The sequence below is a fragment of the Rhodococcus jostii RHA1 genome (assembly GCF_000014565.1).
GTDB classification, from domain to species: domain Bacteria; phylum Actinomycetota; class Actinomycetes; order Mycobacteriales; family Mycobacteriaceae; genus Rhodococcus_F; species Rhodococcus_F jostii_A.
The window spans coordinates 993963-1017073 of record NC_008269.1; the positions used below are offsets into that span (position 1 = coordinate 993963).

Genomic DNA, 23111 nt, shown 5'->3' on the forward strand with positions numbered 1-23111 from the left:
GACGCACCGCACTCTGCCGACCCCTCGGGCTCCGTGATGTACTCGTCTGCTGAATCGGATCACGGGGGAGTTCGGCGGCTGCAAGCCGCTCGACGAGTAGACCCCGATCGTCGGAGAAACCGACTGTCTCCAACCCGCGCGCCCGGGCGGCGGGTTGACCACGTAGTCGCCTGACCCGGTTGCGAAAACTTGTCCCACTCAGTCGGAGATGTACCTCACTATCGGTCGGCTACTTGCCAAGCTGGTCAGAGTGCGACGAGATATGCGGTCGCGACCAGCTGAACGGTAGTGCATCGAGGACGACCACGGGGCCCGCCCACACGACTGTGCGGGCGGGCCGAACGGCGGTCTGCCAGCGCCACGATGATGACATTTGGCGTCCCCACCCGCGGGAAGGCGAGGAGGCCGTCGGACGGGGCCACCCGCGCTACGAGCCCTTTCCTGCACGTACTTTGACGCTCCAACGCACGATCACCCGGAGAAGGATGTGGATGTTGTGACAGTCCAGGACAACGATTTCGATGCAGTCGTCGTCGGAGCTGGGATCTCCGGCTTGTACGCGGTCTACAAGCTTCGTCAGCGGGGTATGCGCGTACACGGGTTCGAATCCGCCGAAGGCGTCGGCGGCACGTGGTACCACAACCGATACCCGGGTGCGCGATGCGATGTCGAGAGCATCGACTACTCATACTCCTTCGACGAGGAACTGCAACAAGAGTGGACGTGGACCGAGCGATTCGCTACTCAGGACGAGATTTTGCGGTACCTCGAGCACGTAGCCGATCGGCACGATCTGCGCTCCGCGTACGACTTCCTGACCCGGGTGACCTCAGCGACGTATGACGAGGAGACCACGCGGTGGTCGATCACAACGGACACCGGTCAGAACGTGACCGCTCGCTTCTGCGTGCTCGCCACCGGCGTGCTGTCCGCAACCAACAAGCCGGACATCCCAGGGCGCGATACATTCGGCGGCGCCACCTACCACACCGGCGAATGGCCGCACGAACCAGTTGACTTCGCGGGCAAGCGAGTCGGTGTCATCGGAACGGGTTCGTCGGGCATCCAGTCGATCCCGGTGATCGCCGAAGAGGCGGCCGAGGTTTTCGTGTTCCAACGCAGCCCGAACTACTCGATTCCCGCCGGCAACCGACCCCTCACCGGCGAGTACATCGCCGAGGTGAAGGCGAATTATGCCGAGCGACGGCGACTGTCGCGGATGAGCGGCGGTGGCACACCGAACAGCGCATATCCAAAAGGCGCTCTGGAGGTGGACGCCGAGGAGCGCAGGCGGGTCTACGACGAATGGTGGCAGCGTGGCGGCTACCTCTTCGCCAAGGCGTTCCCTGATCAGACGATCAGCCAGGCGGCAAACGACACCGCGCGGGAGTACGTCGAGGCCAAGATCCGCGAGATGGTCACCGACCCGGACATCGCCGATCAGCTGGTCCCCACCGACCATCCCATCGGCACCAAGCGGATCGTCACCGACAACGGTTATTTCAAGACCTTCAATCGCGGAAACGTCACCTTGGTGAATCTACGTCGAACGCCGATAACCGAGATCACCGAAGCCGGTGTGCTGACCACCAACTCGTTCTACGGCCTCGACATGCTAGTCTTCGCGACCGGATTCGACGCGATGACCGGCTCCCTGTCACGTATCGATATCCGGGGACGCGCCGGCCGGAACCTCCGCGACGAGTGGTCCGCAGGTCCGAGAACCTACCTCGGACTGAGCGTAGCCGGCTTCCCCAACATGTTCATTCTCGCCGGCGCAGGCAGCCCCAGCGTCTTGGCGAACATGGTTCTGATGGCAGAGCAGCATGTGGATTGGATTTCGAACTGCCTGGACTACCTCGACGAGCACAACATCGAGACGATCGAGGCAACCGATGAATCCGTCGACGAATGGGTTGCCGAGTGCAACGAGAAGGCTGCCGGCACATTGTTCCCGACTGCCGACTCCTGGTACATGGGCGCAAACATTCCAGGAAAACCACGCGTGTTCATGCCCTACATAGGCGGATTCGGTAACTACAACACGATCTGCGCCGAGGTGGCCGCCGCCGGATACAAGGGCTTCGAACTCGGGGAGCGGCGCGTGGACGTGGACCAATGAACGCGAGACGGCACCATGGCGACGATCAGTGTGGGTTGTTCCACATCAGCGAGAAGAAGGGAATCTGGCCGAGATGAGTAAACGGCGAAGTGACCTGCATCCGGAGGTCGAGGCGATGCTCTCATCGCTGGAGGTGTTTCCAGATGTAACCCAGCACCGTGCCGCGGACCTGCGGGACATGATCGTCTCGCGTCGACTGCCGTTGACACGACAGCCGGAGATGCGCAAAGTCGACGATCTCGTGATTGAGGGACCTGGTGGTGCTCTCGCGCTTCGCGTGTACGCGCCCTACCGCGACGAGTCGGTGCTACCGGTAGTCGTGTTCGCGCACGGTGGGGGATTCGTCTTCTGTGACCTGGACAGTCATGACGAGTTTTGCCGATCGATGGCTGATGCGGTGGGAGTTGTCGTCGTCGCCGTCGACTACCGTCTAGCACCAGAGCACCCCGGTCCCGCAGCGATGGAGGACGTCTACTGCGCGCTGAACTGGGCCGCAGAGAACATCTCCGCGTATGGAGGCGATCCGGAACAGATTGCGGTGGCCGGCGACAGCGCCGGTGGGAACCTGGCGGCAACGGTGTCCCTTGCCGCTCGCGATCGCGGCGGCCCAAAAATCGTGGCGCAGATTCTGCTGTATCCGGTGATCGACGACGATTTCTCGACCGAGTCCTACGAACTCTACGGGGAGGGTTACTACAACACGACCAGGGCGATGCGCTGGTACTGGAAACAGTACGCACCGCACGGCACAGACGACCCGTACTTGGTGCCGAGCAAGGCCGATTCGCTCGCTGGACTACCTGCCGCGGTCGTGGCGACAGCAGAACTCGATCCGCCGTGCGCGGCGGGGGAGATGTATGCGAAGCAACTCGCCGCGGCGGATGTTCCGGTCACGGAGTATCGGTTCGACGGACTGTTCCACGGGTTCCTGACCTTTCCGGCGCTCTCATTGACAGGGCCTGCGCGCGCGCGCCTGTGGCGGATGATGCGGGAAGTGCTGACCCTTCCGGCCGCGTCGAATTACCGATCCCATTGAGCGGACTGCGCCCACCCGCCCGGCTGTGGCACCGCCGACCATGAAGTACCCATGCGAACCGGAGCACAGCGAAATGACAGAGGTGGTCATGACACAGAGTTTGGCGGGTAGAACCGCCCTCCGTTCGACCACCCCAAGCCCGTCGGTGAGAGACGGGGAAGCGCGGGTGTTGGAGGGCACGCTGGATGAAACCGTCACCGCAATCGAGGGCTGCGGGGACCGCGCCGTCGCGATCCCCGCCGACCTCGAGGACCGCCACCAGCGTGACAGCCTTATCGACAAGGTGGCCGATGCGGGCGATGGTATCGACATCCTGGTCAACAATGCGGGCTTCGCCGACTACAGTCCGATCGAGTCGATGAGCACCACAACCTTCGATCGCACTGTCGAGCACTACCTCACAGTGGGCCCGTCGACGGCCATCATGACGCCGGGTGCTGCCGCACTACTACCAGAGGGATACGAAACCGAACCGGTCGAGTACCTCGCCCAAACCGTGCTCGAGATGGTGACATTGCCGGCCGCGGAACGTACCGGACTGCTTGCCTTCAGTCTGCACTTCCCCTATGCCTCGGAGACTCCCGTAATGACGCTCGACGGACGATCCGAATTGCCCCGGCGTGAGCCGCCCGCGTGGACGAACCCCAACATTAAACCGGAAGTGCTGTGATGACTGCCTTTGCACGAGAGCGGTTCTCCCACGGGACCGCAGTGGTGACCGGGGCTGCGGCCGGTATCGGTGAAGGACTGGCCAGGCATCTCGCCAGCCTCGGCATGCTGGTGGTCGTCGCCGATATCGACGCGGATCGAGCAAGGAGCGTCGCGGTAGATATCGAGGAGCGTGGCGGGCGTGCCGAGGGCTACGGCCTGGACGTCGGCGACGCCGCAGCTGTGCATGCGATGGCCGCAGACATCTTCGAACGGCACGGCAGCGTCGAGCTGCTGGTCAACAACGCGGGCATCGAATCGGCCGGCCTGCAGTGGCAGATCGACACCGACCGGTGGCGACGACTCATGCAGGTCAACGTGGACGGTGTGTTCTTCTGTATCAAGTCATTCGTGCCACGCATGATCGAGGTGGGCACACCATCATGCATTGCCAACCTGTCCTCGGTCGGTGGCCTCAACCCGGTCGCCGTTCAATCTCCCTACATTGTCAGCAAGTTCGCGGTACAGGCGATGACCGAGTGCCTGCATCAAGACCTGTCGATTGTCGGCGCCCCGATACAGGTGAGTGTGGTCGTGCCGCACTCGATCCGAAGTGACATCTTCCTGGCTGCGCAACGCGAGGCGCCGACCGAGAACCCCACCGCCAACGCGGTGTTCGCCGCGATGCAGCGGGACAACGCCGACAAGGGCCTCGACCCGCTGGTCGCGGCCGAGTATATGGTCGAACAGATCGCTCGCGGAGACTTCTGGATACTCTCGGACGACGAGATGTGTACAGCCGCTGCCACTCGCCGAGGTGAACAACTCCTCACCCTCAGCCCACCCCCGAACCCACGTGACATGCTCGCCCGGATGGGCGTACCACTCCCGGAAGGTGCCTCATGACCGAGACCATCGCTGCAGGCCTCGCCGTCCCCTCGGACCGAGACGCTCAGCTGTACAACGCGATCGCCGAGAGCGATCCGGCCCCGCTGCTCATGGCGCTGGTTCACGCGACCGGTGACACCGGACTGCTCGACGAGTTCGGTGCGCGCCTCACGATCGAAGAACCCGGCAACCATTACCGCACCGGCATCCGGCCGACCGCGCCGCCAGGAATCTATCCCGAAGATGTCGCCGAGGACATCCGGATCCGCGCCCGGGAGATCCTGACTCCGGACGTCGTGGCCGAGCTGGGGGTACCCGATGACGAGCTGTTCGTCCGGATGGCCACCGTGTGCACAAGCCAACGCGTGGACGCCGAGTTCGCCCCCATCCTGCTGGAGCAGGCAGGGTTCACGAAAAATCGTCGCCACGTCCCCGTGACAGTCGCGCCGCCTGCCGATTTCGACGTGATCGTGATCGGTGCCGGGATCGTCGGCATCAACGCTGGCATCAAGCTGGGAGAAGCGGGGTTCAGATACACCATCATCGAGGAACGCGAAGACGTCGGCGGTACCTGGTATCGCAACACCTACCCCGGTGCGGCCGTGGACACCCCGAGCCACTACTACTCGTACTCGTTCGAGCTCAACCCGAACTGGTCCAAGTACTACCCGACCGGTCCCGAGTATCAGAACTACCTGCTGGACGTGGTCGAGAAGTACCGGTTGCGTGAGCACATCAGGTTCCGTACACGTGTGCTGTCGGCCAGATGGCTCGACGACGAGCATCGCTGGGAGGTGGTGACCGAGGATGGTGAGGGCTCGGTCGTCCGACACCGCGCCCGTGCGGTGATCACCGCGATGGGAATGCTCAACGCGGCCAACATTCCCGAGGTCGACGGGCTGGACTCATTCGCAGGGCGTGTGGTGCACACCGCGGAGTGGGACAGCGACCTCGACCTCAGCGGCAAGCGAGTGGTCGTGCTCGGAACGGGGTGTACGTCGGTCCAGGTCGTCGCGAACATCGTCGACCAGGTCGAAGCGCTCGATGTCGTCGTTCGCAGCCCGCACTGGCTGGTTCCGGAGAAGGCCGTATCCGGTGATGTGACCGAGGGCGAGAAATGGGCGCTCGCCAATCTTCCTTTCTACGACAGATGGTTTCGACTACGGTCATACTGGTTTGCATCCGACAACCTATATCCGCTTCCCCGCATAGACAAGGAATGGGCTGCCACCCACCTGTCCGCGTCGCCGGCCAACGACATGGTCCTGCGCACGGCGCAGGAGTACCTGCAGACGAGTTTCACAGATCGGCCCGATCTGATCGCGAAACTCACCCCGGACTTCCGTCCGTACGCGAAGCGGATCGTCAAGGATCCGGGGTTCTTCGCGGCACTCAACCGCGAACACGTGTCATTGCACCGCGCGTCGTTCGAGAAGGTCACGCCGGAAGGGGTTTATACGACGGAGGGCGCCTTCATCCCGGCGGATGTGATCATCCTTGCGACCGGATTCAAGCTCCAGTTCACCACCTCGATCGAAATTGAAGGCCGCGACGGAAGAACGCTGTCCGAGGTATGGAACGGCGGGGACGACCCCCGTGCGTACCTGGGTGTCCAGGTGGCGGGATTCCCGAATCTCTTCATCACCGCAGGACCCAATTCGGCGCCGAACCATGGGGCAGGGCACAATATTCTGAGCGAAGAGCATGTTCACTACATTGTCGAGTGCCTGCAATATCTGCTCGAGAACGGACACGATGCGATGGACGTCCGGCAGGATGTGCTTGACACGTACAACCGCAAGGTCGATGCGGCGCTCGACGACACAGTCTGGGTTCATCCGGGTGCGGAGGTCAATGGCTACTACCGCAACAGTTCGGGGCGCGCGATCGTGCCCTGCCCGTGGCGCCTAGTCGACTACTGGACGATGCTGCGGGAACCGAATCCCGACGACCTGACCTTTATCGGCAGGCGGGCAGAGGGCCGCAGGGAAGCGAGCGCGCGATGACCACACGGAACATCTCCGCATTGCCTCGACGGCATAAGGTCGACCTACTCGTAATAGGCTCCGGAACGGGTCTGGCCGCTGCGCTCACTGCGTCCGAGGAGGGCCTTTCCACGCTCGTGGTGGAGAAGTCCCCCTACGTCGGCGGCTCCACCGCGCGTTCGGGTGGTGCCTTCTGGGTTCCTGGAAACCCGTTGCTAGCCGCGAAACAACCCGACGACGACCGTGCCACTGCCTCGACCTATGTACGTTCGGTCGTCGGTGATACGGCGCCGGCGGAGCGGGGCGAAGCTTTCCTGGACAACGGATCGGCGACCATCGAAATGCTGTCGCGGACGACGCCGATGAGGTTCATGTGGGCGGAGGGCTACTCGGACTACCACCCGGAAGTGCCCGGTGGCTCGGCGGTCGGACGTACGTGTGAGTGCAAGCCATTCGATGTCGCCCAACTCGGTGCACATCGCTCCCGGTTGCGGCCCGGTCTGTTGGAGGCCGCGGGGCTGCCGATGCCGGTGACCGGCGCAGACTACAAGTGGCTCAACCTGATCACAAGCGTGCCGCGAAAAGCGTTGTGGCGCGCCGGCAAAGCGCTTGCGAAGGGAGTCGGTGGCCTTGCGCTGCGGCGCGAGTACGTCGCCGGAGGGCAGGCGCTGGCGGCCGGGCTGTTCGCCGGCGCGATCCGAGCCGGTGTCCCAATTTGGACGAACAGTCGACTGCTGAGTCTCACCGTCGAGGACGGACGGGTTACCGGTGCCCTGGTAGACAATGCGGGAATCCTGATCGAAGTAGTAGCCAGGCGCGGCGTGATTCTGGCCGCCGGAGGCTTCGACCACGACACCGAGATGCGACGAAAGTTCCAGTCTCAGAGCCTGGCTGAAGGGGTAAGTCTTGGTTGCGACGCGAACACCGGTGACGCGATCAAGCTGGGGCAGGAGGTAGGCGCAGCTGTAGGACTGATGGATCAAGCGTGGTGGTTCCCCGCCGTCGCGGCGCTCCCGGGCGGTCAGGCATCCGTTCTGCTGGCCGAACGCTCATTGCCTGGGTCGTTCATCGTAGATAAGACAGGTCGCCGATTCATCAACGAGGCCATCGACTACATGTCGTTTGGGCAGCGGGTCCTCGAACGTGAGCGAGTAGGTGACCCTGTGGGGGACATGTGGATGATCTTCGACCAGAAGTATCGCAACAGCTACATCTTCGCAGCAGGAGTCTTCCCGCGGCAGCCGTTACCTCAGTCCTGGTATGACAACGGCATCGCGTTCCAAGCCGACCGTCCGGCGGATCTCGCGCGCGCGATCGGTGTGCCCGTCGATGAGTTCGTTGCGGCGTTAGGAGGGTTCAACTCCGCCGCCGAGATGGGTGTCGACCACGCTTTCAGTCGCGGTGCCAGCGCGTACGACCGATATTATGGAGATCCATCGATCACACCGAACCCCAACCTGCGCCCGCTCCGGCATGGTCCGTTGTACGCCGTGCGGATGGTGCTCAGCGATCTGGGCACGTGCGGTGGGCTCGTCGCCGACGAACGGGCTCGGGTGCTCCGTGAGGACGGCACCGTAATCGAAGGGCTGTACGCGACCGGTAACACGGCCGCCAATGCTTTCGGTGCCACCTATCCAGGTGCGGGTGCCACCATCGGCCAGGGACTGGTGTACGGGTACATCGCAGCCCGGGATGCCGCAGCGTGCTGACCGGACGGTCGATCGAGCCCGCGATTGTCGAACCACCCGCACACCCGTGTGCGTTTGGTCGGGAACACGCGGGCGACCGACCCGATGCAGTGAGTCCGCCGCGCCACTGGGCTTCCCAGCCGTCTTGCCCAGGCAGAGAACTTCCCCGTAATTTACGATACATCCGTGATCAATGCGGCCGGCTTGATAATTCGTGCACCGTCTGCTGCTTCTTCCGCGGGCGTGGGTATCGACTCGGACACGAGGTTTACTCCTGGGTGAGGCGGGGGACCTACCCCGTTTGGAATTCACGGTGGTCGAACGCGATTCACGTGCGACCGACGGGACAGGATTCAGGGTGACGAGCATCGAACCAGTCAACAAGGTCGCATACTGCGACGCACCCAGCAATAGCGTGCCCACTGAGTGGCACTTTTCAGGACGTATAAGGGTGCGCGCTCGAGAAAACACAAACATTGTCGCCCGTAGCGTCGGTCCATGACGAGAAGACGCGTGAGCGCAACACCGGGACGTCGAGCCACGGAATCAACACAGCTGCGACAGGGGACAAGTCGGTCAAAGACACGGCAGGAAAACCTCTTCCGCTCGATGAGTAGTCACTTTCTGGATCCAAACGCTTCAACTGAATAGACCTGCGGCCTTGCGCTGGGGTGTGGCGTGGGACGTTCATCCGTATAAACCCGTCGTCGGACACCGCTTTCGTTCCGTCCTCTTCAATGAGCAGACCTCACCATTTGCCGAACCTCGGCGGCATCCAGGCCAGTTCCCTGGCATACTCTGCCTACGGCACCCTCGCCGGTCTTGCTTTCAGTGCGGCGGCCCATCTGGCGAGCAGTGCGTCAGCTCGCTCTCTCATAGCGCCCCACACGCAAGAAGTTCGAAATGCCCTCCCATCCTCCGGGACACCCCGTTTCGCAGCGGCTGCTGGAATTGCAATGCTGGTCAACGCGACGGACGAGATTTGTCGCGATCGTCCGATCAGGAGGCACGGTGACTCTCACTGGGACTGAGGACCCGCTCCGAGGAATCGACGCGGAGCTCCGCTGGAGCGCTACGCACCCATATGGCACGGTCCGGACTGTTGCGCGATCACGCTGGCGAAACGTCACAACCCGCGTGGTGCGGTATTTTCCTGCGAATGAACAACGTACTCGAGCGGTTCCCGCCGCGCGCACTGTGGCCCGCACGACACGATCGACGTGTCCAGCACGACCTACCAGTGTCCGCCGAGGGCCTCGTCGCGTTGTGATGTCCCGAACGGTGCAGTGCAAGTGATGTTCTGAAATATCGAACCTTGATGTGAAACCTGTGTGTGGACGGAAGGACCTTCAGCAGTGATTGAGATCAAAGAGCTCGGCTGTGTTCGCCTGCTCGCCCCCGCCATGGACCGGTGGCGGAATTTGGCGTTCGTCACGTTCCCCGCTGGGGTGGAGACGGTCGATGTCACGCACTGAGTCTGTCCAGGCGGCCGGAGGAGGTTCCACGGCTCCGGTGCTCTCTCCGTCGGAGCTTGTGGGCCTGTCACTTGGAACCCGCGTTGTCACCTACGACGAGACTGACGCGATCCTCTATGCACTTGCAGTGGGCGCTGCAGCCGAGGACACCGACTACACCTACGAGCGAGGTCTGCGGGTATTGCCGACCTTCGCGCTGCCGCTCGGACTCTGGACGGCCGACGCCGCGTCCGCGGCCGGCGCGTTCGTACCGGCGGAGGCGTTGCACGGGGCACAGTACTTGAGCCTGCGTTCGCCTTTGCCGGCGGCGGGCCAGCTGAGTATTTCCGGAAGCATTGCGGCAGTGTGGGATACCGGTCGGTCCGCGCTGATCGATGTTCTCGCGGAATGCGAGGAGTTCTCGGCCATCTACTCGATCATCTTGCCGGGTAAAGGCGGATTCGGCGGGGAGCGCAAACCTCGGAGGACACCGGTTGTTGCGGAGACCGATATGGATGTGACGACTGAGTTCGACACGAATCCAAGCCAGGCGGCCCTCTACCGACTGACTGGCGACCGTCATGCGATCCACATCGACCCGGTTGCCGCGCGAGCGGCGGGATTCGATCGGCCGATTCTGCACGGACTGTGCACCCTCGGCGTGGCGGCGCGTGAGGTGGCGTCGGCGAGCGACCGGCGTCCCGACGAGCTTCGTGAGCTCTCGGCACGGTTCGTCTCGCCGGTCAAACCGGGCGATCGACTGGCTACGACGTGTCGGACGAGTGCCGCCGATGCCGGCTCTGTTGCGAAGTTCGTTGTGTCAGTTGTTGAAAGAAACGTTCTAGCAGACTGTTTCGCGACCTTCGTGCGTTGAGTTGGTTTCAACGCTCCTGAGTATGAGCGAGCGCCGTCGATGCGTGCTCGCAGAAACCGATCCGGTGGCGAACGCAGTGGACAGTCGTATTGTAAGGGACCTGGTAGTAACGATCCGGCGATAGCCGACGCACAGTGGACGCGTCGGCTATCGCCGCTTTTCGTGCTACGCGGCGCCCACCCTGTCGAGGGGAGCCTCCTGCGGATACTCGGCCGGAGCCATTGCATACGCCTGATTGGCGATGCTGATGAACGTTCGATCCACGAGTGGATCGGTGGGTTCCTCGAAGGAAACACCCCGCGAACGCATGTCGTCGATCAGCATGTTCAGGGCTGTCTCGATAGTCAGGTCATCGGTGTGCTCGAGATACTGCGTGAGGTCGGCGCGGTCGTCGAAGACGTGTGCGCTGTAGTGGAAGAGGAATCGCATGTCGGCGTTGTGATACCGGGCGATCTCGGTGCCGTCGTTGCGAATCACCCATTCGTCATCGCCCTCGCCTGCGATCAGCGAGTTCAATTGCAGACCACGAACCTTGCGCCGATCACGTGGGCCGTTCGCCTCGCCGCGGTGGTACATCTTCTCGTTGTCGGTGAGCAAGCCACTGTTCCAGAACGGCGGCGCGAACCGCCTGGGTGGCAGGTCAGGGCCGTCGGGCCAATAGGTGAAGCCCCCGTCGATCGCGGAGTCGTAGTAGTACGCAATGACCTGGCCCGCCTTGACTGACCACCGGTCGAACAAGCCGGACTTCGCCATCACGCTGATCAGCCAAAGCGGTGTGTTGTTCAGATTGATCCCGCGCCAGCTTGCCCCGTCGAAGTGGCCCGCGTCGAAGCTGTGTGCGGGTGGGCGAAGGTTGAACAGGAAGGTGTGCGGCACTGCATATTGCGCACCGTGCATCCCCTTGATCATGTCAAGCAGCTTACGGCTGAAGTAGATGTCGTGAGCCTCCTGCTCGTACGCCACTCCGTAGTTGCCGAGGTACCCGCGGAATGTCGGGGTCAGGAGGTCTGACAGCTCCAGCTTGACGCTCGGGTCCAGGTCTTTCGGGCCCGATACGGCCATGTACTCCTCCGCCGATGTGAAGTGATGCGCGACGGTTAGCTGCCAGGGGCCGTTATTGCGAACTACATCGAAGAGAAGCTTCTCCTCTTCCGTGGTGTAGATGTCGGTGACGTACTTTGGTGGAACGAGGGGGGTCATTGGATGACGCGATGAGTTTGCCATAGGTGTTTCCTGTCTTGGTGTTCGGCTATCGAGATGACGAGAGAGCAGTTGGGTGACGCGATCGGTGCCCATCGACTATGGAGCTTCGATCAGCGGAAAGTGGCAGGCGACGTAGTGCTGTGGACCAACCTCACGGATCTCTGGTTCGGTTTCGGCACACAATGAGGTGGCTCGCGGGCAGCGTGTTCGGAACCTGCAGCCCGACGGTGGATCATGCGGCGAAGGAAGGTCACCCGAGAGGGTGAGGGTACTTGGCTTCACATCAGGGTCCGGTTCGGGCGCTGCGGAGAGCATCGCGGCGGTGTACGGATGTGCAGGCTCCGCGTAGAGCAGGTCGGGATCGGCGACCTCGCAGATCTTTCCGAGATACATCACAACCACACGGTCGCTGATGTTCTTCACCACCGCGAGGTCATGTGCGATGAAGAGCAATGTGAGCCCGTACCTGTTCTTCATGTCCTCGAGCAGATTCAGGATCTGGGCCTGAACCGACACGTCGAGAGCCGAGACCGGTTCGTCGCAGATCACCACTTCGGGCTCGACGACCATTGCACGTGCGATCGAGATTCGTTGGCACTGACCGCCGGAGAATTCGTGCGGCCGTCTGTCTCCGGCAGTTTCCGGATCGAGGCCGACAATGTCCATCATCTCGTCGACCATCGCGGCTCGCTCGGCCTTGCTGCGGCCGCCGGCGACCTCGAGGCCCTCCGCGACGATGTGCCGGACCTTCCGCAGCGGGTTCAGGGACGAGATCGGGTCCTGGAAGATCATCTGCACCGGCCGCCGGGCAGATCTCAGCGCACGCGGCGACAGCGACGTGAGGTCGTCACCCATGAACAACACTTCACCCGAGGTGGGTGAGGGTAGCTGCATGACCGCCTTGGCGAGAGTCGATTTGCCGCACCCGGATTCGCCGACAAGACCGAGTGTCTCGCCCCGCAGGATGTCCAGGCTCACCCCGGAAACGGCGTGAACTCTGCCTGAACTCCCGGTGTCGTATTCGACCACGAGGTTCCTGACGCTCAGCACCACATCCGGTGCGTCGTGCTCGCGCAGGTGTGCAGTTCCAGTTCCTGCCATTCAGACCACACTCCTCGAGTCCACAGGAAGTCCAGCTGCCGACATGCCATCCGCCGCGTTAGTTGTATGAGCTGTGTTGCCTTCGGGGGTTCCGACGGGATAGAAGCATGCGAGGCGGTGCCCCACACCGGCGCTCTGGGCGTCGACCAGTCGCGGCGTCTCGGCCAGGCACCGTGGTCTGGCATGCGGGCATCGAGGTGCGAACGCGCACCCGGGCGGGGGATCGATTACCGTAGGAGGGCGCCCTGGAATCGCTTCGAGTCTTGTGTGGCTCGGGGCGGCGATTCGAGGGATCGACCGGAGCAGGGCACGGGTGTAGGGGTGGCGCGTAGCACGAATCAGGTCCCTGGTCGGTGCCACTTCGACTACCCGGCCGGCGTACATCACCGCAATCTCGTCGGTCCTGCCGGCAACGACGCCGAGATCGTGCGTAATGAGGATCATCGCCATCTCGTTCTCGCGTTGCAGCCGAGCGAGCAGCGTCAAGATTTGGTGCTGAACCGTCACGTCGAGCGCGGTGGTCGGCTCGTCGGCGATGAGCAGCCGCGGCGAACAGGCCAGCGCCAACGCGATGACGACTCGTTGACGCATGCCGCCCGACAGATTGTGCGGGTACTGAGCGAGGCGTTTGCGTGGCTCCGGAATACCGACCCAGGTGAGCAGTTCCTCTGCTCGGGTCAACGCTTCGGCCTTGCTGAGCTTCAGGTGCTGTCGAAGGGTCTCGGTGAGTTGCGCGCCGATCGTGAGGACAGGGGTCAGGGACGTCATCGGATCTTGGAACACCATTGCGATCCGCGACCCCCACAGGGCGCGCGCTTCGGCGGGATCGAGCGTTGAAATGTCGCGTCCCTCGATCTGAATTCGTGAGCCTGGGCGGACCGAACTGTTGGGCGGAAGAATATTCATCACCGCTCGTGAGAGCACCGACTTACCCGATCCGGATTCGCCGACGATGCCGAGTGTCTTGCCGGCCGCGACGTCGAGATCGATACCGTCGACCGCACGAACCATTCCGCGGGGTGTGTCGAACCACACCTTGAGGTCGCAGATCGAGAGTGCGGATACTGTCGGCTCCACTGGTGTCTGAACCGCCGACGAACCCTTCCTTCCCAGAGATCTCACAGTGACGACTCCCGTCCGATTCGGTCACGAGCCCAGTCGCCGGTCAGGTTGAGCGCGAGCACCGTGAGGAGGAAGAACAATCCCGGCACGAGCACTAGCGAGGGATCCTCGTACAGGCTCTCCCGTCCCGCCGCGATCATTCCGCCCCAGCTCGGTGCGGGTGGAGGGACTCCGAGACCGAGGAAGCTGAGCGAACCCTCGGCCACAACCAGCGACGCGGCCACGACAATTGCGAACGAGAACACAGGAAGCAGGACGTTGGGGAGTATTTCTCGAAACAAGATGCGGAAGGTGCTCGATCCCAAAGATTTCGAGGCGATGACGAATTCCCTGTTGGCGAACGCGATGGTGCTAGCCCGTGCAATGCGTGCGAATGTCGGAACTCCGACCAGACCGAGCCCGAACGCCAGCGTGCCGATACTGGGTTCCATGACGGCAACCAACGCGATCAACAGAATCAGCGGGGGAAACGCAAGGACAGTGTTGGTTCCGAGGTCGAATGTCAGATCGACGCCGCCGCGGAAGTAGCCGGCGACCAGGCCGAGCGCCGTTCCAACGACCAGGGCGAGAAGAGTAGCGCCGATTGCGACCGCCAGCGAGATCTGGGCACCGTGGATTACACGGCTCAACTGATCCCGCCCGAGCTGATCGGTGCCGAGGATGTGAGAGGCATGCTCGAACGGGGGGAGCGAGTACTGATCGGTGATCGCGTCCGGCGGCGAAATCGGAAGAACCGAGGCGAGTACTGCGGCAAGTACGATCCCGATCAACCAGATCGCACCGAGGAGTGCCCCGACGTTGCGGCGCTTACGTCGCCGACTGGACGTTGCCGTGGGTGTCGCGTCGGACGGGACGGCTGATGGCATGGATTCAGTACCACGAGTTCCACCGTCGCCGCGTGGGTGTCGAGTCGGTGTCTCGATGGGTGTGCTCATGACGATCTCACTCTCGGGTCGAGCAGCGGGTACGCCAAGTCGACGAGCGCGTTGATCAGCACGTATCCGACTGCGACCAACAGGACGATGCCTTGCACGAGCACGTAGTCCCGGGAATTGATCGCGTTGAGCACGAGCGATCCCAGTCCGGGAAGAGCGAACAGCGACTCGATGATCACCGTTCCGCCGATCAGCCGCCCCATAGCTACACCGAGAACGGTGAGAAGTGAGAAGGCGGACGGCCGCAGGGCATGGACGAAGAGAATTCGACCCGTCGGAACGCCTCGGGCACGGGCCGACAGCACGAAGTCCTGCTGAAGTGTCGCCACCATGTCGTTGCGGAGCAGTCGAACGAAGGCGACAGCCTCGATTGCGGCGAGAGTGGCTACCGGAAGGATCAGGCTGCGTAGGTGCGTGCCGAGTCCTGCGGACAGTGGCGTCCATCCAGTGACAGGCAGTGCGTGCAATGTCACCGCGAAGACGAAGACAAGCAGAACGCCCAACAGGAAGCTGGGAATCGACAGTGTTACGGAGCAGAGGAACGTCGTGATCCGATCCGCAACGCCGCCAGGCCGGTAACCGGAATACACGCCGACCGGCAGGGCAATGAGCAACGCGACCAGAATCGACAGCCCGGCCAACTCCAGCGTCACCGGGAGTCGCTCCAAGATGGCATCGGCAACCGGAACCTGGGACTGCATCGATCGACCGAGATCACCCTGCAATACGCCCCCCAGCCACTCCAGATAGCGCTCGATCAGAGGACCGTCGAGACCGAACCGTTCGGCGGCCGCTGCCCTCATTTCGGGAGTGGCACCCTCCGGAAGCAGTGTCGCGAGAGGGTCGCCGGGGATCATCTCCAGAAGGAAGAAGGTCAGGATGCTGACCAGAACCAGCACTGCGAGCAGTTTGGCGAGATAGGCAGCGAATATTCGTCTGGTCAAAGATCAGCCCACCTGTGCTGATGCGCGATGCCGACACAAGCTCGTAAACGGCGCCTCACTGTTGCCTCCACACGAGTTCGGTGCGAATCCAGTACTGGTACGCCGGCTTCACTCCGTGCGTACCGGGACGGATGAGCAGGCTCGTCTCGGACGGACGCCAGTATCGGTACGCGTTGGTCGCGATGACCTCGCGGATCGCTGTCTTGTACGCCTCCTCGATGACAGCGGGGTCACTTGCGGTGTGTGTCAGGTCCAGCGCCTGGTCGACGGTGGCGTTCGAGTAGCCAGATGCGTTTCCGGATCCTTTGGTGTGGAAAACCTTGTACAAGTTGTCTGGGTGCGCACCGCCGAGCGAGTTGAGGATCAGGTCATAGTTGCCGGACACCAACGCGCCGGCGAAGCCGGCCCCGTCGAGCGCCTTGATCTCGAGCTCGAGACCGTCCACGGCTTCCAGCTGAGCTTGAAGGAGTTCGGCGACCCGATTCAGGACCGGGCTGCCCGCCGTGGTGACGTACGACAGTACGATCTCGCTGCCGCCGTTACGGGCGCGGTACTCGTCGACGAGCCTCTGTGCGCCTTCGACGTCCTTCTCGGGCCACGTGGCTGTCTCGTCGTAAAGCGGGTCGCCCTCGGGCATGAAGTGGGTGGCGCCGGGGTCGTCGGGGAAAGCGGCGGCCCGGATCTGTTCGTTGTCGATCAACATTCCGACCGCGGTGCGGATACCAGGATCGGCGAGTGCGCCGCGGCTGCTCAGCCGCACCCCGTTGCCTCCGAGTTGCGTGGACTGGACCACATCCAAACCTGCCGACCGGCCTCGGTTGGCGTACTTCTCACTGACGACAACCATGACATCGGCCTCACCAGCCTGAAGTGCATTGAAGCGCTGGTCGTCGGCGGGAATCGTCTTGTAGACCAGCCGATCCACGTACGGACGGGGTTGATCCCAGTAGCCCGCATTGCGATCGAGAATCATCTCGGTGCCTCGGGCCCACGATCCGAAGGTGAAAGGGCCCGCGCCAACCGGCGAAGTGGCGAAGTCTGCACCCTTCTGGGTGATCGCAGTGGGCGAGCCGACGAAAGCGAGAGGCTCGGTGCGCAGGAAGGGTAGCTGATGGTTGACCTCGTTGGAGGTGACCGTGAGTGTGGTGTCGTCGACCACGCTCCACGTGATCGACTTCGCCGCAGCCATACTGGGGGAGAGGAGGCTCGGGTCGAGGGTGCGCTGCCAATTGAAGGCCACTGCCTCGGCGTTGAAGGGGGTGTTATCGGTAAAGGTCATCCCTGGACGGAGTTTGAGCGTCCAGACTTTACCGTCCCCGCTGGTGAATGATTCCGCCATCCCCGACGTGATCTCGCGGTTCTCGAGGTCGTAGTACAGCAGCGCTCCGTAGATCGCCTGACAGGGGCCGATACCGATACCGATCGCGCAGGTCACCGGGTCCACGGACTGGGCATCGGTGTTGAAGGCCAGCGTCACCGTCCCACCTCGCTGGGGGTCGCCGGCCGGTTCGCCGACGCCGGTGGGCGACCCGGCCGAGCACGAGGTGAGAAGAAGCGAAACTGCGGCAGCTGCGCTCAGTGCGGCAGCTGCGCGGATACGGATTCTCAACGGTTGACTCCTTGGTCCTCGAGAACTGTGATGACGGGCAGTACCGCGCGAGGGCGCGTCCGTCAAAGGTCCGGACTATCTCGGTCAGAACACCGACCGGCAGAATGCCTGTCTCAGATCACCTGAGGGGCGGTCTAGTCGATTAGGACATTGAATGACCTCGAGGCCAAAGGTTTTCTCCCGTTCAGTGGACAGTGGGTGCGACGCAGGGTCTCTTGGCAGGAATGAAGCCGGTGGGTGTTCGCAACGTCGAGACCGACGCCTTCGTCTTCGCCCGCAGCAGCGACTCCTGCGAGACTGGCGATCGTGTAGTTGGCGGTCGCCAGCCACTACACCTTCAGTAATCGGAGGGGGCCATAGTGCAGCTCGCCGCGTGCACAACGTGCCTTGATGCCTCGCTGCACATTTCGGAGGTCCAGTGCGCAACCGCCGATCACAGCACGACGCCCGTCGTACACCGCCCGTGAGCGGATAGCGATGACCCGGTGCTCAGCGAACGATCACCGAGTTGCCATTGTCGATGGGGGTGGCCCACCGCAGCTACCGCCCATCAGTGTTGCCGTCTGCCTTGTGTCTGCACAGGGGCTGCGTCATCGGTCGTCTCGGCCGGCCCCAGAAGGCCGTCGGCGTCAACATCGGCCAGTTCAGACTGCCCCGATCAGATCGAGTGGAGCATCGGCAGGGTAGGAGCCCGGTGCCATGTCGTACGTCCGGGTCAAGATCTTCACGAACTCGCTATCATGCATCGGGTGGGAAGATTCGTCGAATTGCACACCGCGCCGACGAAGGTCGTCCGAGAGCATCCGCAGCGCTGTGTCGAGGGTGAGGTCATCCGTGTGCTCAAAATAGCGTTTCGCGTCGGCGAGGTCCTCGAAGACATAGGCGCCGTAGTGGAACAGGAATCGCATCTCGCTGTCGTGGTAGCGGGCAATCTCTTCATCCGCGTTGCGAATCACCCATTGATCGTCGCCGGCTCCCGCGATCGTCGAATCGAGCTGCAGGCCGGGGATGGACCGCTTGTGCCGGGGTCCACTGGCCTCGCCACGATGGAACATCTTCTCGTTGTGAGTGACAAGCCCGCTGTTGCGGAATGGCGCTGCGAAGCGAGCGGGCGGCCGGTCCGGCCCCTCCGGCCAATACGTGAATCCGCCGTCGACGTCGGAGTCGTAGAAGAGAGCGATCACCTGGCCCGACCTGAGTTCCCATTGCTCGAACAGACCGGACTTCGCCATCACGCTCGAGAGCCAGATCGGTGTGTTGAACTTGTTCATTCCACGCCAGCTCGGGCTGTCGAAATGGCCCGCGTCATAGCTGTGAGCAGGCGCGCGAACATTGAACAGGTAGCTGTTCGGTGCCGCGTACTTCGCTCCATGCATGTCCTTGATCATGTCGAGAAGTTTGCGGTTGTAACAGAGTTCATGTGCGGCCCCTTCGAGGGGAATTCCGTAGTTTCCGAAGTATCCGCGAAACGTGGGCGTCAACAGATCCGAAAGTTCCAGCTTTCGGTCCAGATCGCGATTCTTCGGCCCGGAGACCGCCATGTACTCCTCGGCGGACGAGAAGTGTTGGGCCGCAATTAGTCGCCACGGGCCGCCGCGACGGACGATACCGAAGAGGATGTCTATCTCCTCCGGCGTGTAGATGTCTTCGACGAAACGGGGGGGAACCGCCGGCACCATGGGGTGCCGCATGGTCGTGCTCACGAGAGTTCCTTTCGGGTGGGGGTGGAGGGTCGGGCCATGCATCGACCGGCGCCGTCGGGCAGCATTGACAACTGCCAGGCTGATGTCACGATCGCGGCGCCGTCGCCGCTTGGGCGTCGGCATACCGCACCGAGTCCTGTGTGTCCAGAACGGTCTCAACTCGTTCCAGGAGCATTCCGGTGGGAGTCCTGCGCGCCGTACCGCTGGTGATTCCGGTAGACAACGAGACAGGACGTCCGTGCACGATCTTTGTCACGAAAATGTATGAAGAGAAGTCGACGTCCCGCTCGCGATCGTCAGTGATGACGAAATTGGCCCCGTTGTGGCGCAGCGGGTACGGACTATTGGCCCGGTGGTCTTCCTTCCATGCCATCACCGCGTCCACCCTGCGAATGTCGCAACGGATGAAGTCCTCGTAGTCGGTCGCTCCCGTGTCGCTGCGACAGGTGAAGGCGAAGTCATCCGTCATCAGCGAACGCAGCTCTACGGGGTTCCATTCGTCGTAGTGGAACCACCACTTCGCCATCAGCTCGACGAGGTCTGCATATATCGGCTCCGAACGGCTAACAGGCCCTCCCAATATGTCGATTTCGATAGCTCAGGACGAGACTCGGGCCGCCCGAAGTTCGTCGCCCCGCGGACCGTATCAGTGGCCGATAGATCTGGCGCATCAGCTTTCCCATACAACGGGAGGGGGTTTCCTCCATGCTCCGGCGCCGGTTTCAAAGGGTTTTAAAGGCACCACACGGTCCGAACCGAGATCAAGTGCGCCGATCGGGTGAGGGCTTCACGATGAGCAACCGCACCTCCGACTCGATTGCGCTGATTGCCCTCGCGATAGACGCAGCTCGCCGATCAAGACTACGACTGGCCCGCCAATCAGAGCCGCCGTCCAGGTCGCGTGGTTGAAGCACCTCGCCGAAGAACGAGGCCGGACTGGACCAGTATCAGTACGCACCTACCGGGCCTGGTACGCCCACGCCGCCCTGTCGATGCTCGCCCTCGCCTGGCTTGCTGGGACAAAACCGAAGCGGCAAAGGGGTATCGGGATCAACGATCAGGGCATAATCACGTACACGGTACCCGAGTTTCGGCGGCTGCTCGTACATCTGATCCTGCGACACTTCCGCCTCGACGAGCACGTCTGGTCCTGGTCACGCTGGCGGAGACGCCGACAACAACAAGCCAGATCTTGCCATTACCGAATCCGCGGCGCGTCCCGCAAGTGCCGTTGCAATCCTATTGGTGACGCAGAAGATCGACGGGCTCGGACATCGAACAGAACCGGATATCCGCCGATCGCGGTGCCGGCCAACTGTCGGCGACATTACGATCGCACACGAGAGGCTATGCACTACTTGTGCATAAAAGGAAGTGGCGCCCCTAGGCCTGGCGCCTAGAGATGGATCAATGCCAACGATGGCCGTGAACGGTGACTCCCATTGGACGGGACGGCAAGTTCAGAGGCTGTCGGAAACTCGATAAACTGGGATAGGCATGCAGGACGATAGCCATGGCAGGCCCTGGCTTCCGAAGCGGGCGGGTTCCGCGCTCGCGTCGTTAGCTTCGTGGCAGCAATTTTCGCGACGGTCCCGTGTTTCGACTGCAGCATTCGTGCGCCCGTGCCCTTTCGTCGAATGGTGGTGACAAATGCCTGAATTTAGCTCCATACGCAGTCAGGAGGGAGTATTCGACCATGGGGGAGAGGTGGGTAGGACGGAGGTCGTCGGTGCCGAACTGGACGCCCGGAGGTTTCGGAGGTGGCGCGTGCGCAGACAGACTGCCGAGATTCAACGGCCAGCGGGCCGACAACTGAGTAGGGACGCGGAGGACATCATCGACTTCGCTCGTGTCTGGGCGGCGTTCGGTGGTGTACCTGCCGACGAGACATTTGTGAGATTCGGAATGTCGCGGACGCGGTTCGTCGATCAACTGTGGCAAGTGATCAGGGAGTTCGGCTGCGATGGGGATTTGGCGCATCGGTTCAGGGAGACCTTCCCTCCACCCAGTCTCCGTGACCAAGACCGAATCCCACCGGTGTAGTGACCAGCGACCAAGGTTCGCTAGACCATGTCGGACAAATATCGGGTCCAGGCGATGGCTGCGTTCAGGACCACTGCCGCTCGGCTAGACGATGGCGAGTTCGTCGGAGCGTGTGGCCAGTCTTTCCCCTACTTTAGGTGGCAAATCTAGCGTTCGACGACGGTGCGGCCACGGTAGCCGTCCCGATCGGATGCTGGTGGGCGGCCGCCCCGTGAACCGCGTCGGCGCCTATGGCCAGCCTGATCGTCCCGTTCTTCGATCACCGCCCGATCTCGCGGCGCCGCAGCAAGTGGCGTGGGCGCGAGAGGAGTACGCCTTTCTCGCCCCGGCGCCGAGCCGGGGGGTATGAGATCGCCCACCGTGGGCACGGCGAACCCGCAGGTGCGTGAGTAGGTGCGGAAGGCCATTGGGTCAATCCGTACAGAATTGTGTAGTCCAGCAGGATTGTCACCGCCACCCGCACATACGTTCCGCTCAGGACGCGGTTACGGGCGATCAGCCGGAGGTCGATGAACGGTTTACCGATTCGCAGCTCCACCGACGTCGATGTCGCGATGTACGACGTGGCAGTGAGCCCCCACACGACAAAGCAGATGAACAAGAGAACACACCCCGACGATCAGCCCATTCGGATGCTCCAACTCGCCGAGCACTTGCCGGCCAGCCCTTCGGACAGCCGACGCGACGACAGCCGTCGGGCGGTGTTATCCGTCAGGTGCATGTCGTGGTGCGGTCGACATAGAGCACGGTTCCGGAACTACTCCCGCCCCGTTTCTCCATGCTGCTCTCCCGAACCGGACATGCGAATTGTTCCCCGTCCGGGCGCACCGCGTAACCACATGGCACGCCCCACGACGACGTTCACAGCGATCACACCGCATGAACCGTTGAGGGGAAGAGTCCGCTAGTAGAAGAAGATGTCGTCGGTGAGTCCGACGTGCAGGGATCGGTAGTTTCCGGTGTAGAAGAGCAGTGGCACGCCGTCGCGGTAGTCGAGGTGCTCGACTTCGCCGATGAAGAGTACGTGGTCGCCGGCGACGTGCCGGTCGACGATGCGGCAGCCGATTTCGGCGAGGCCGCCGGGTACGAACGAATGCGCGCCTCGTCGGGTGAAGTCCACCGAGAGTCCAGGTTGGGTTCGTCCGCCGAAGTGCCGGGAGAGCGTCTCCTGATCCTCGGACAGGAGGGTGACCGCGTATCGGTCGCCCGAGTGGAGGTGGTCGGCCATGGCGCACCGTCCGAGTGAGACGAGAACCAGGGCCGGGTCGAGTGATACCGACATGAAGCCGTTGGCGGTCATGCCGTGGATGCCGTTGCCGGTGTCGGTGGTGATGACTGTGACGCCGGTGGCGAATCTTCCGAGCGCGTCCCGGAATGTGCGGGGGTCCGTGCCGAGGGGTCGGACATCGGTTGCAGGTGCGGTCATTTCGGTGACCTCACGGCGCTGTCTCGGCTGGCGCGAAGTGCATGATCTGGGCGCCCCCGGTGGCGTAGTGGGCAACGTCCTCGGCGACGGCGCGGCCTTGCTCGGAGGTCATTGCGTCGGCCATGGTTTCGGGGGAGTCGAACTCTCCCTCCCAGATCGCGAAGTACGGGGTAGGGCCGTCGAGGGCGGTGATGTCGAGGCTGTAGCGCATCGTGCGCAGGCCTGGCAGTTTCGCGGCCAGCGGCAGGTGGTGGTTGGTGTAGTAGTCCCGGAAATGATCAGGGTCGGCCGGGGGCGGATACAGGACTGTCAGACGATACATCTCGTACT

17 protein-coding genes and 1 pseudogene are annotated in these 23111 nt (G+C 62.6%); 8 read left to right on the forward strand and 10 right to left on the reverse strand.

Annotation, left to right across the window (positions count from 1 at the left end; genetic code table 11):
- Positions 1 to 496 precede the first annotated feature (496 nt).
- The 7 genes from RHA1_RS40235 to RHA1_RS40270 all read left to right on the forward strand — a co-directional run bounded on the left by RHA1_RS40235 (position 497) and on the right by RHA1_RS40270 (position 10695).
- On the forward strand, positions 497 to 2122 hold the full coding sequence (locus tag RHA1_RS40235; protein ID WP_011599755.1) for a flavin-containing monooxygenase: 1626 nt from the start codon (positions 497 to 499) through the stop codon (positions 2120 to 2122).
- Positions 2123 to 2195: 73 nt separating this feature from the next.
- Positions 2196 to 3158, forward strand: a complete 963-nt coding sequence (locus RHA1_RS40240) for an alpha/beta hydrolase (protein ID WP_011599756.1) — start codon at positions 2196 to 2198, stop codon at positions 3156 to 3158.
- Between the two features lie 88 nt (positions 3159 to 3246).
- The gene (locus RHA1_RS40245) at positions 3247 to 3828 is read left to right on the forward strand and encodes an SDR family NAD(P)-dependent oxidoreductase (protein ID WP_081437587.1); all 582 of its coding nucleotides are present in this window, start codon (positions 3247 to 3249) and stop codon (positions 3826 to 3828) included.
- A complete protein-coding gene (locus RHA1_RS40250; protein ID WP_011599758.1) occupies positions 3828 to 4712 on the forward strand; it encodes an SDR family NAD(P)-dependent oxidoreductase in 885 nt (294 codons plus the stop codon). Before RHA1_RS40245 ends, RHA1_RS40250 begins: the two co-directional genes overlap by 1 nt.
- A complete protein-coding gene (locus RHA1_RS40255; RefSeq protein WP_011599759.1) occupies positions 4709 to 6700 on the forward strand; it encodes a flavin-containing monooxygenase in 1992 nt (663 codons plus the stop codon). Before RHA1_RS40250 ends, RHA1_RS40255 begins: the two co-directional genes overlap by 4 nt.
- Positions 6697 to 8388, forward strand: a complete 1692-nt coding sequence (locus RHA1_RS40260) for a 3-ketosteroid-delta-1-dehydrogenase (protein WP_011599760.1) — start codon at positions 6697 to 6699, stop codon at positions 8386 to 8388. The genes RHA1_RS40255 and RHA1_RS40260 overlap by 4 nt, the downstream gene beginning before the upstream one ends.
- 1491 nt (positions 8389 to 9879) lie before the next feature.
- Positions 9880 to 10695 carry a MaoC/PaaZ C-terminal domain-containing protein gene (locus RHA1_RS40270; protein WP_041813295.1) on the forward strand — a complete coding sequence of 272 codons (816 nt, stop codon included), beginning with the start codon at positions 9880 to 9882 and terminating at the stop codon, positions 10693 to 10695.
- 165 nt (positions 10696 to 10860) lie between these two features.
- Here RHA1_RS40270 and RHA1_RS40275 read toward each other — a convergent pair whose 3' ends face one another.
- The 8 genes from RHA1_RS40275 to RHA1_RS40310 form a co-directional block, all read right to left on the reverse strand.
- A complete protein-coding gene (locus RHA1_RS40275) occupies positions 10861 to 11919 on the reverse strand; it encodes a hypothetical protein (protein WP_011599763.1) in 1059 nt (352 codons plus the stop codon).
- 75 nt (positions 11920 to 11994) lie between these two features.
- A complete protein-coding gene (locus tag RHA1_RS40280) occupies positions 11995 to 12999 on the reverse strand; it encodes an ABC transporter ATP-binding protein (protein ID WP_011599764.1) in 1005 nt (334 codons plus the stop codon).
- Positions 13000 to 14121, reverse strand: coding sequence for an ABC transporter ATP-binding protein (locus RHA1_RS40285; RefSeq protein WP_011599765.1), 1122 nt, complete (start codon positions 14119 to 14121; stop codon positions 13000 to 13002).
- A complete protein-coding gene (locus tag RHA1_RS40290) occupies positions 14118 to 14987 on the reverse strand; it encodes an ABC transporter permease (protein WP_237727079.1) in 870 nt (289 codons plus the stop codon). The genes RHA1_RS40285 and RHA1_RS40290 overlap by 4 nt, the downstream gene beginning before the upstream one ends.
- Before the next feature lie 65 nt (positions 14988 to 15052).
- Entirely contained in the window at positions 15053 to 16000 is a 948-nt protein-coding gene (locus RHA1_RS40295) for an ABC transporter permease (protein WP_011599767.1), read from the reverse strand.
- 55 nt (positions 16001 to 16055) lie between these two features.
- Positions 16056 to 17609 (reverse strand): ABC transporter substrate-binding protein, encoded by a 1554-nt coding sequence (locus RHA1_RS40300; RefSeq protein ID WP_063721809.1) that lies wholly within the window; start codon positions 17607 to 17609, stop codon positions 16056 to 16058.
- 644 nt (positions 17610 to 18253) lie between these two features.
- Positions 18254 to 19354, reverse strand: a complete 1101-nt coding sequence (locus RHA1_RS40305; RefSeq protein WP_011599769.1) for a hypothetical protein — start codon at positions 19352 to 19354, stop codon at positions 18254 to 18256.
- 43 nt (positions 19355 to 19397) lie between these two features.
- Positions 19398 to 19838 carry a hypothetical protein gene (locus RHA1_RS40310; RefSeq protein ID WP_011599770.1) on the reverse strand — a complete coding sequence of 147 codons (441 nt, stop codon included), beginning with the start codon at positions 19836 to 19838 and terminating at the stop codon, positions 19398 to 19400.
- Positions 19839 to 20233: 395 nt separating this feature from the next.
- Here RHA1_RS40310 and RHA1_RS53850 point away from each other — a divergent pair.
- Positions 20234 to 20380: pseudogene (locus RHA1_RS53850) on the forward strand (IS701 family transposase); the annotation flags it as partial.
- Positions 20381 to 22259: 1879 nt separating this feature from the next.
- On the opposite strand, the gene RHA1_RS40320 reads toward RHA1_RS53850, so the two are convergent.
- Positions 22260 to 22781, reverse strand: coding sequence for a flavin reductase family protein (locus RHA1_RS40320; RefSeq protein ID WP_011599775.1), 522 nt, complete (start codon positions 22779 to 22781; stop codon positions 22260 to 22262).
- Between the two features lie 10 nt (positions 22782 to 22791).
- On the reverse strand, positions 22792 to 23103 hold the full coding sequence (locus RHA1_RS40325; RefSeq protein WP_011599776.1) for an EthD family reductase: 312 nt from the start codon (positions 23101 to 23103) through the stop codon (positions 22792 to 22794).
- Positions 23104 to 23111: the final 8 nt, after the last annotated feature.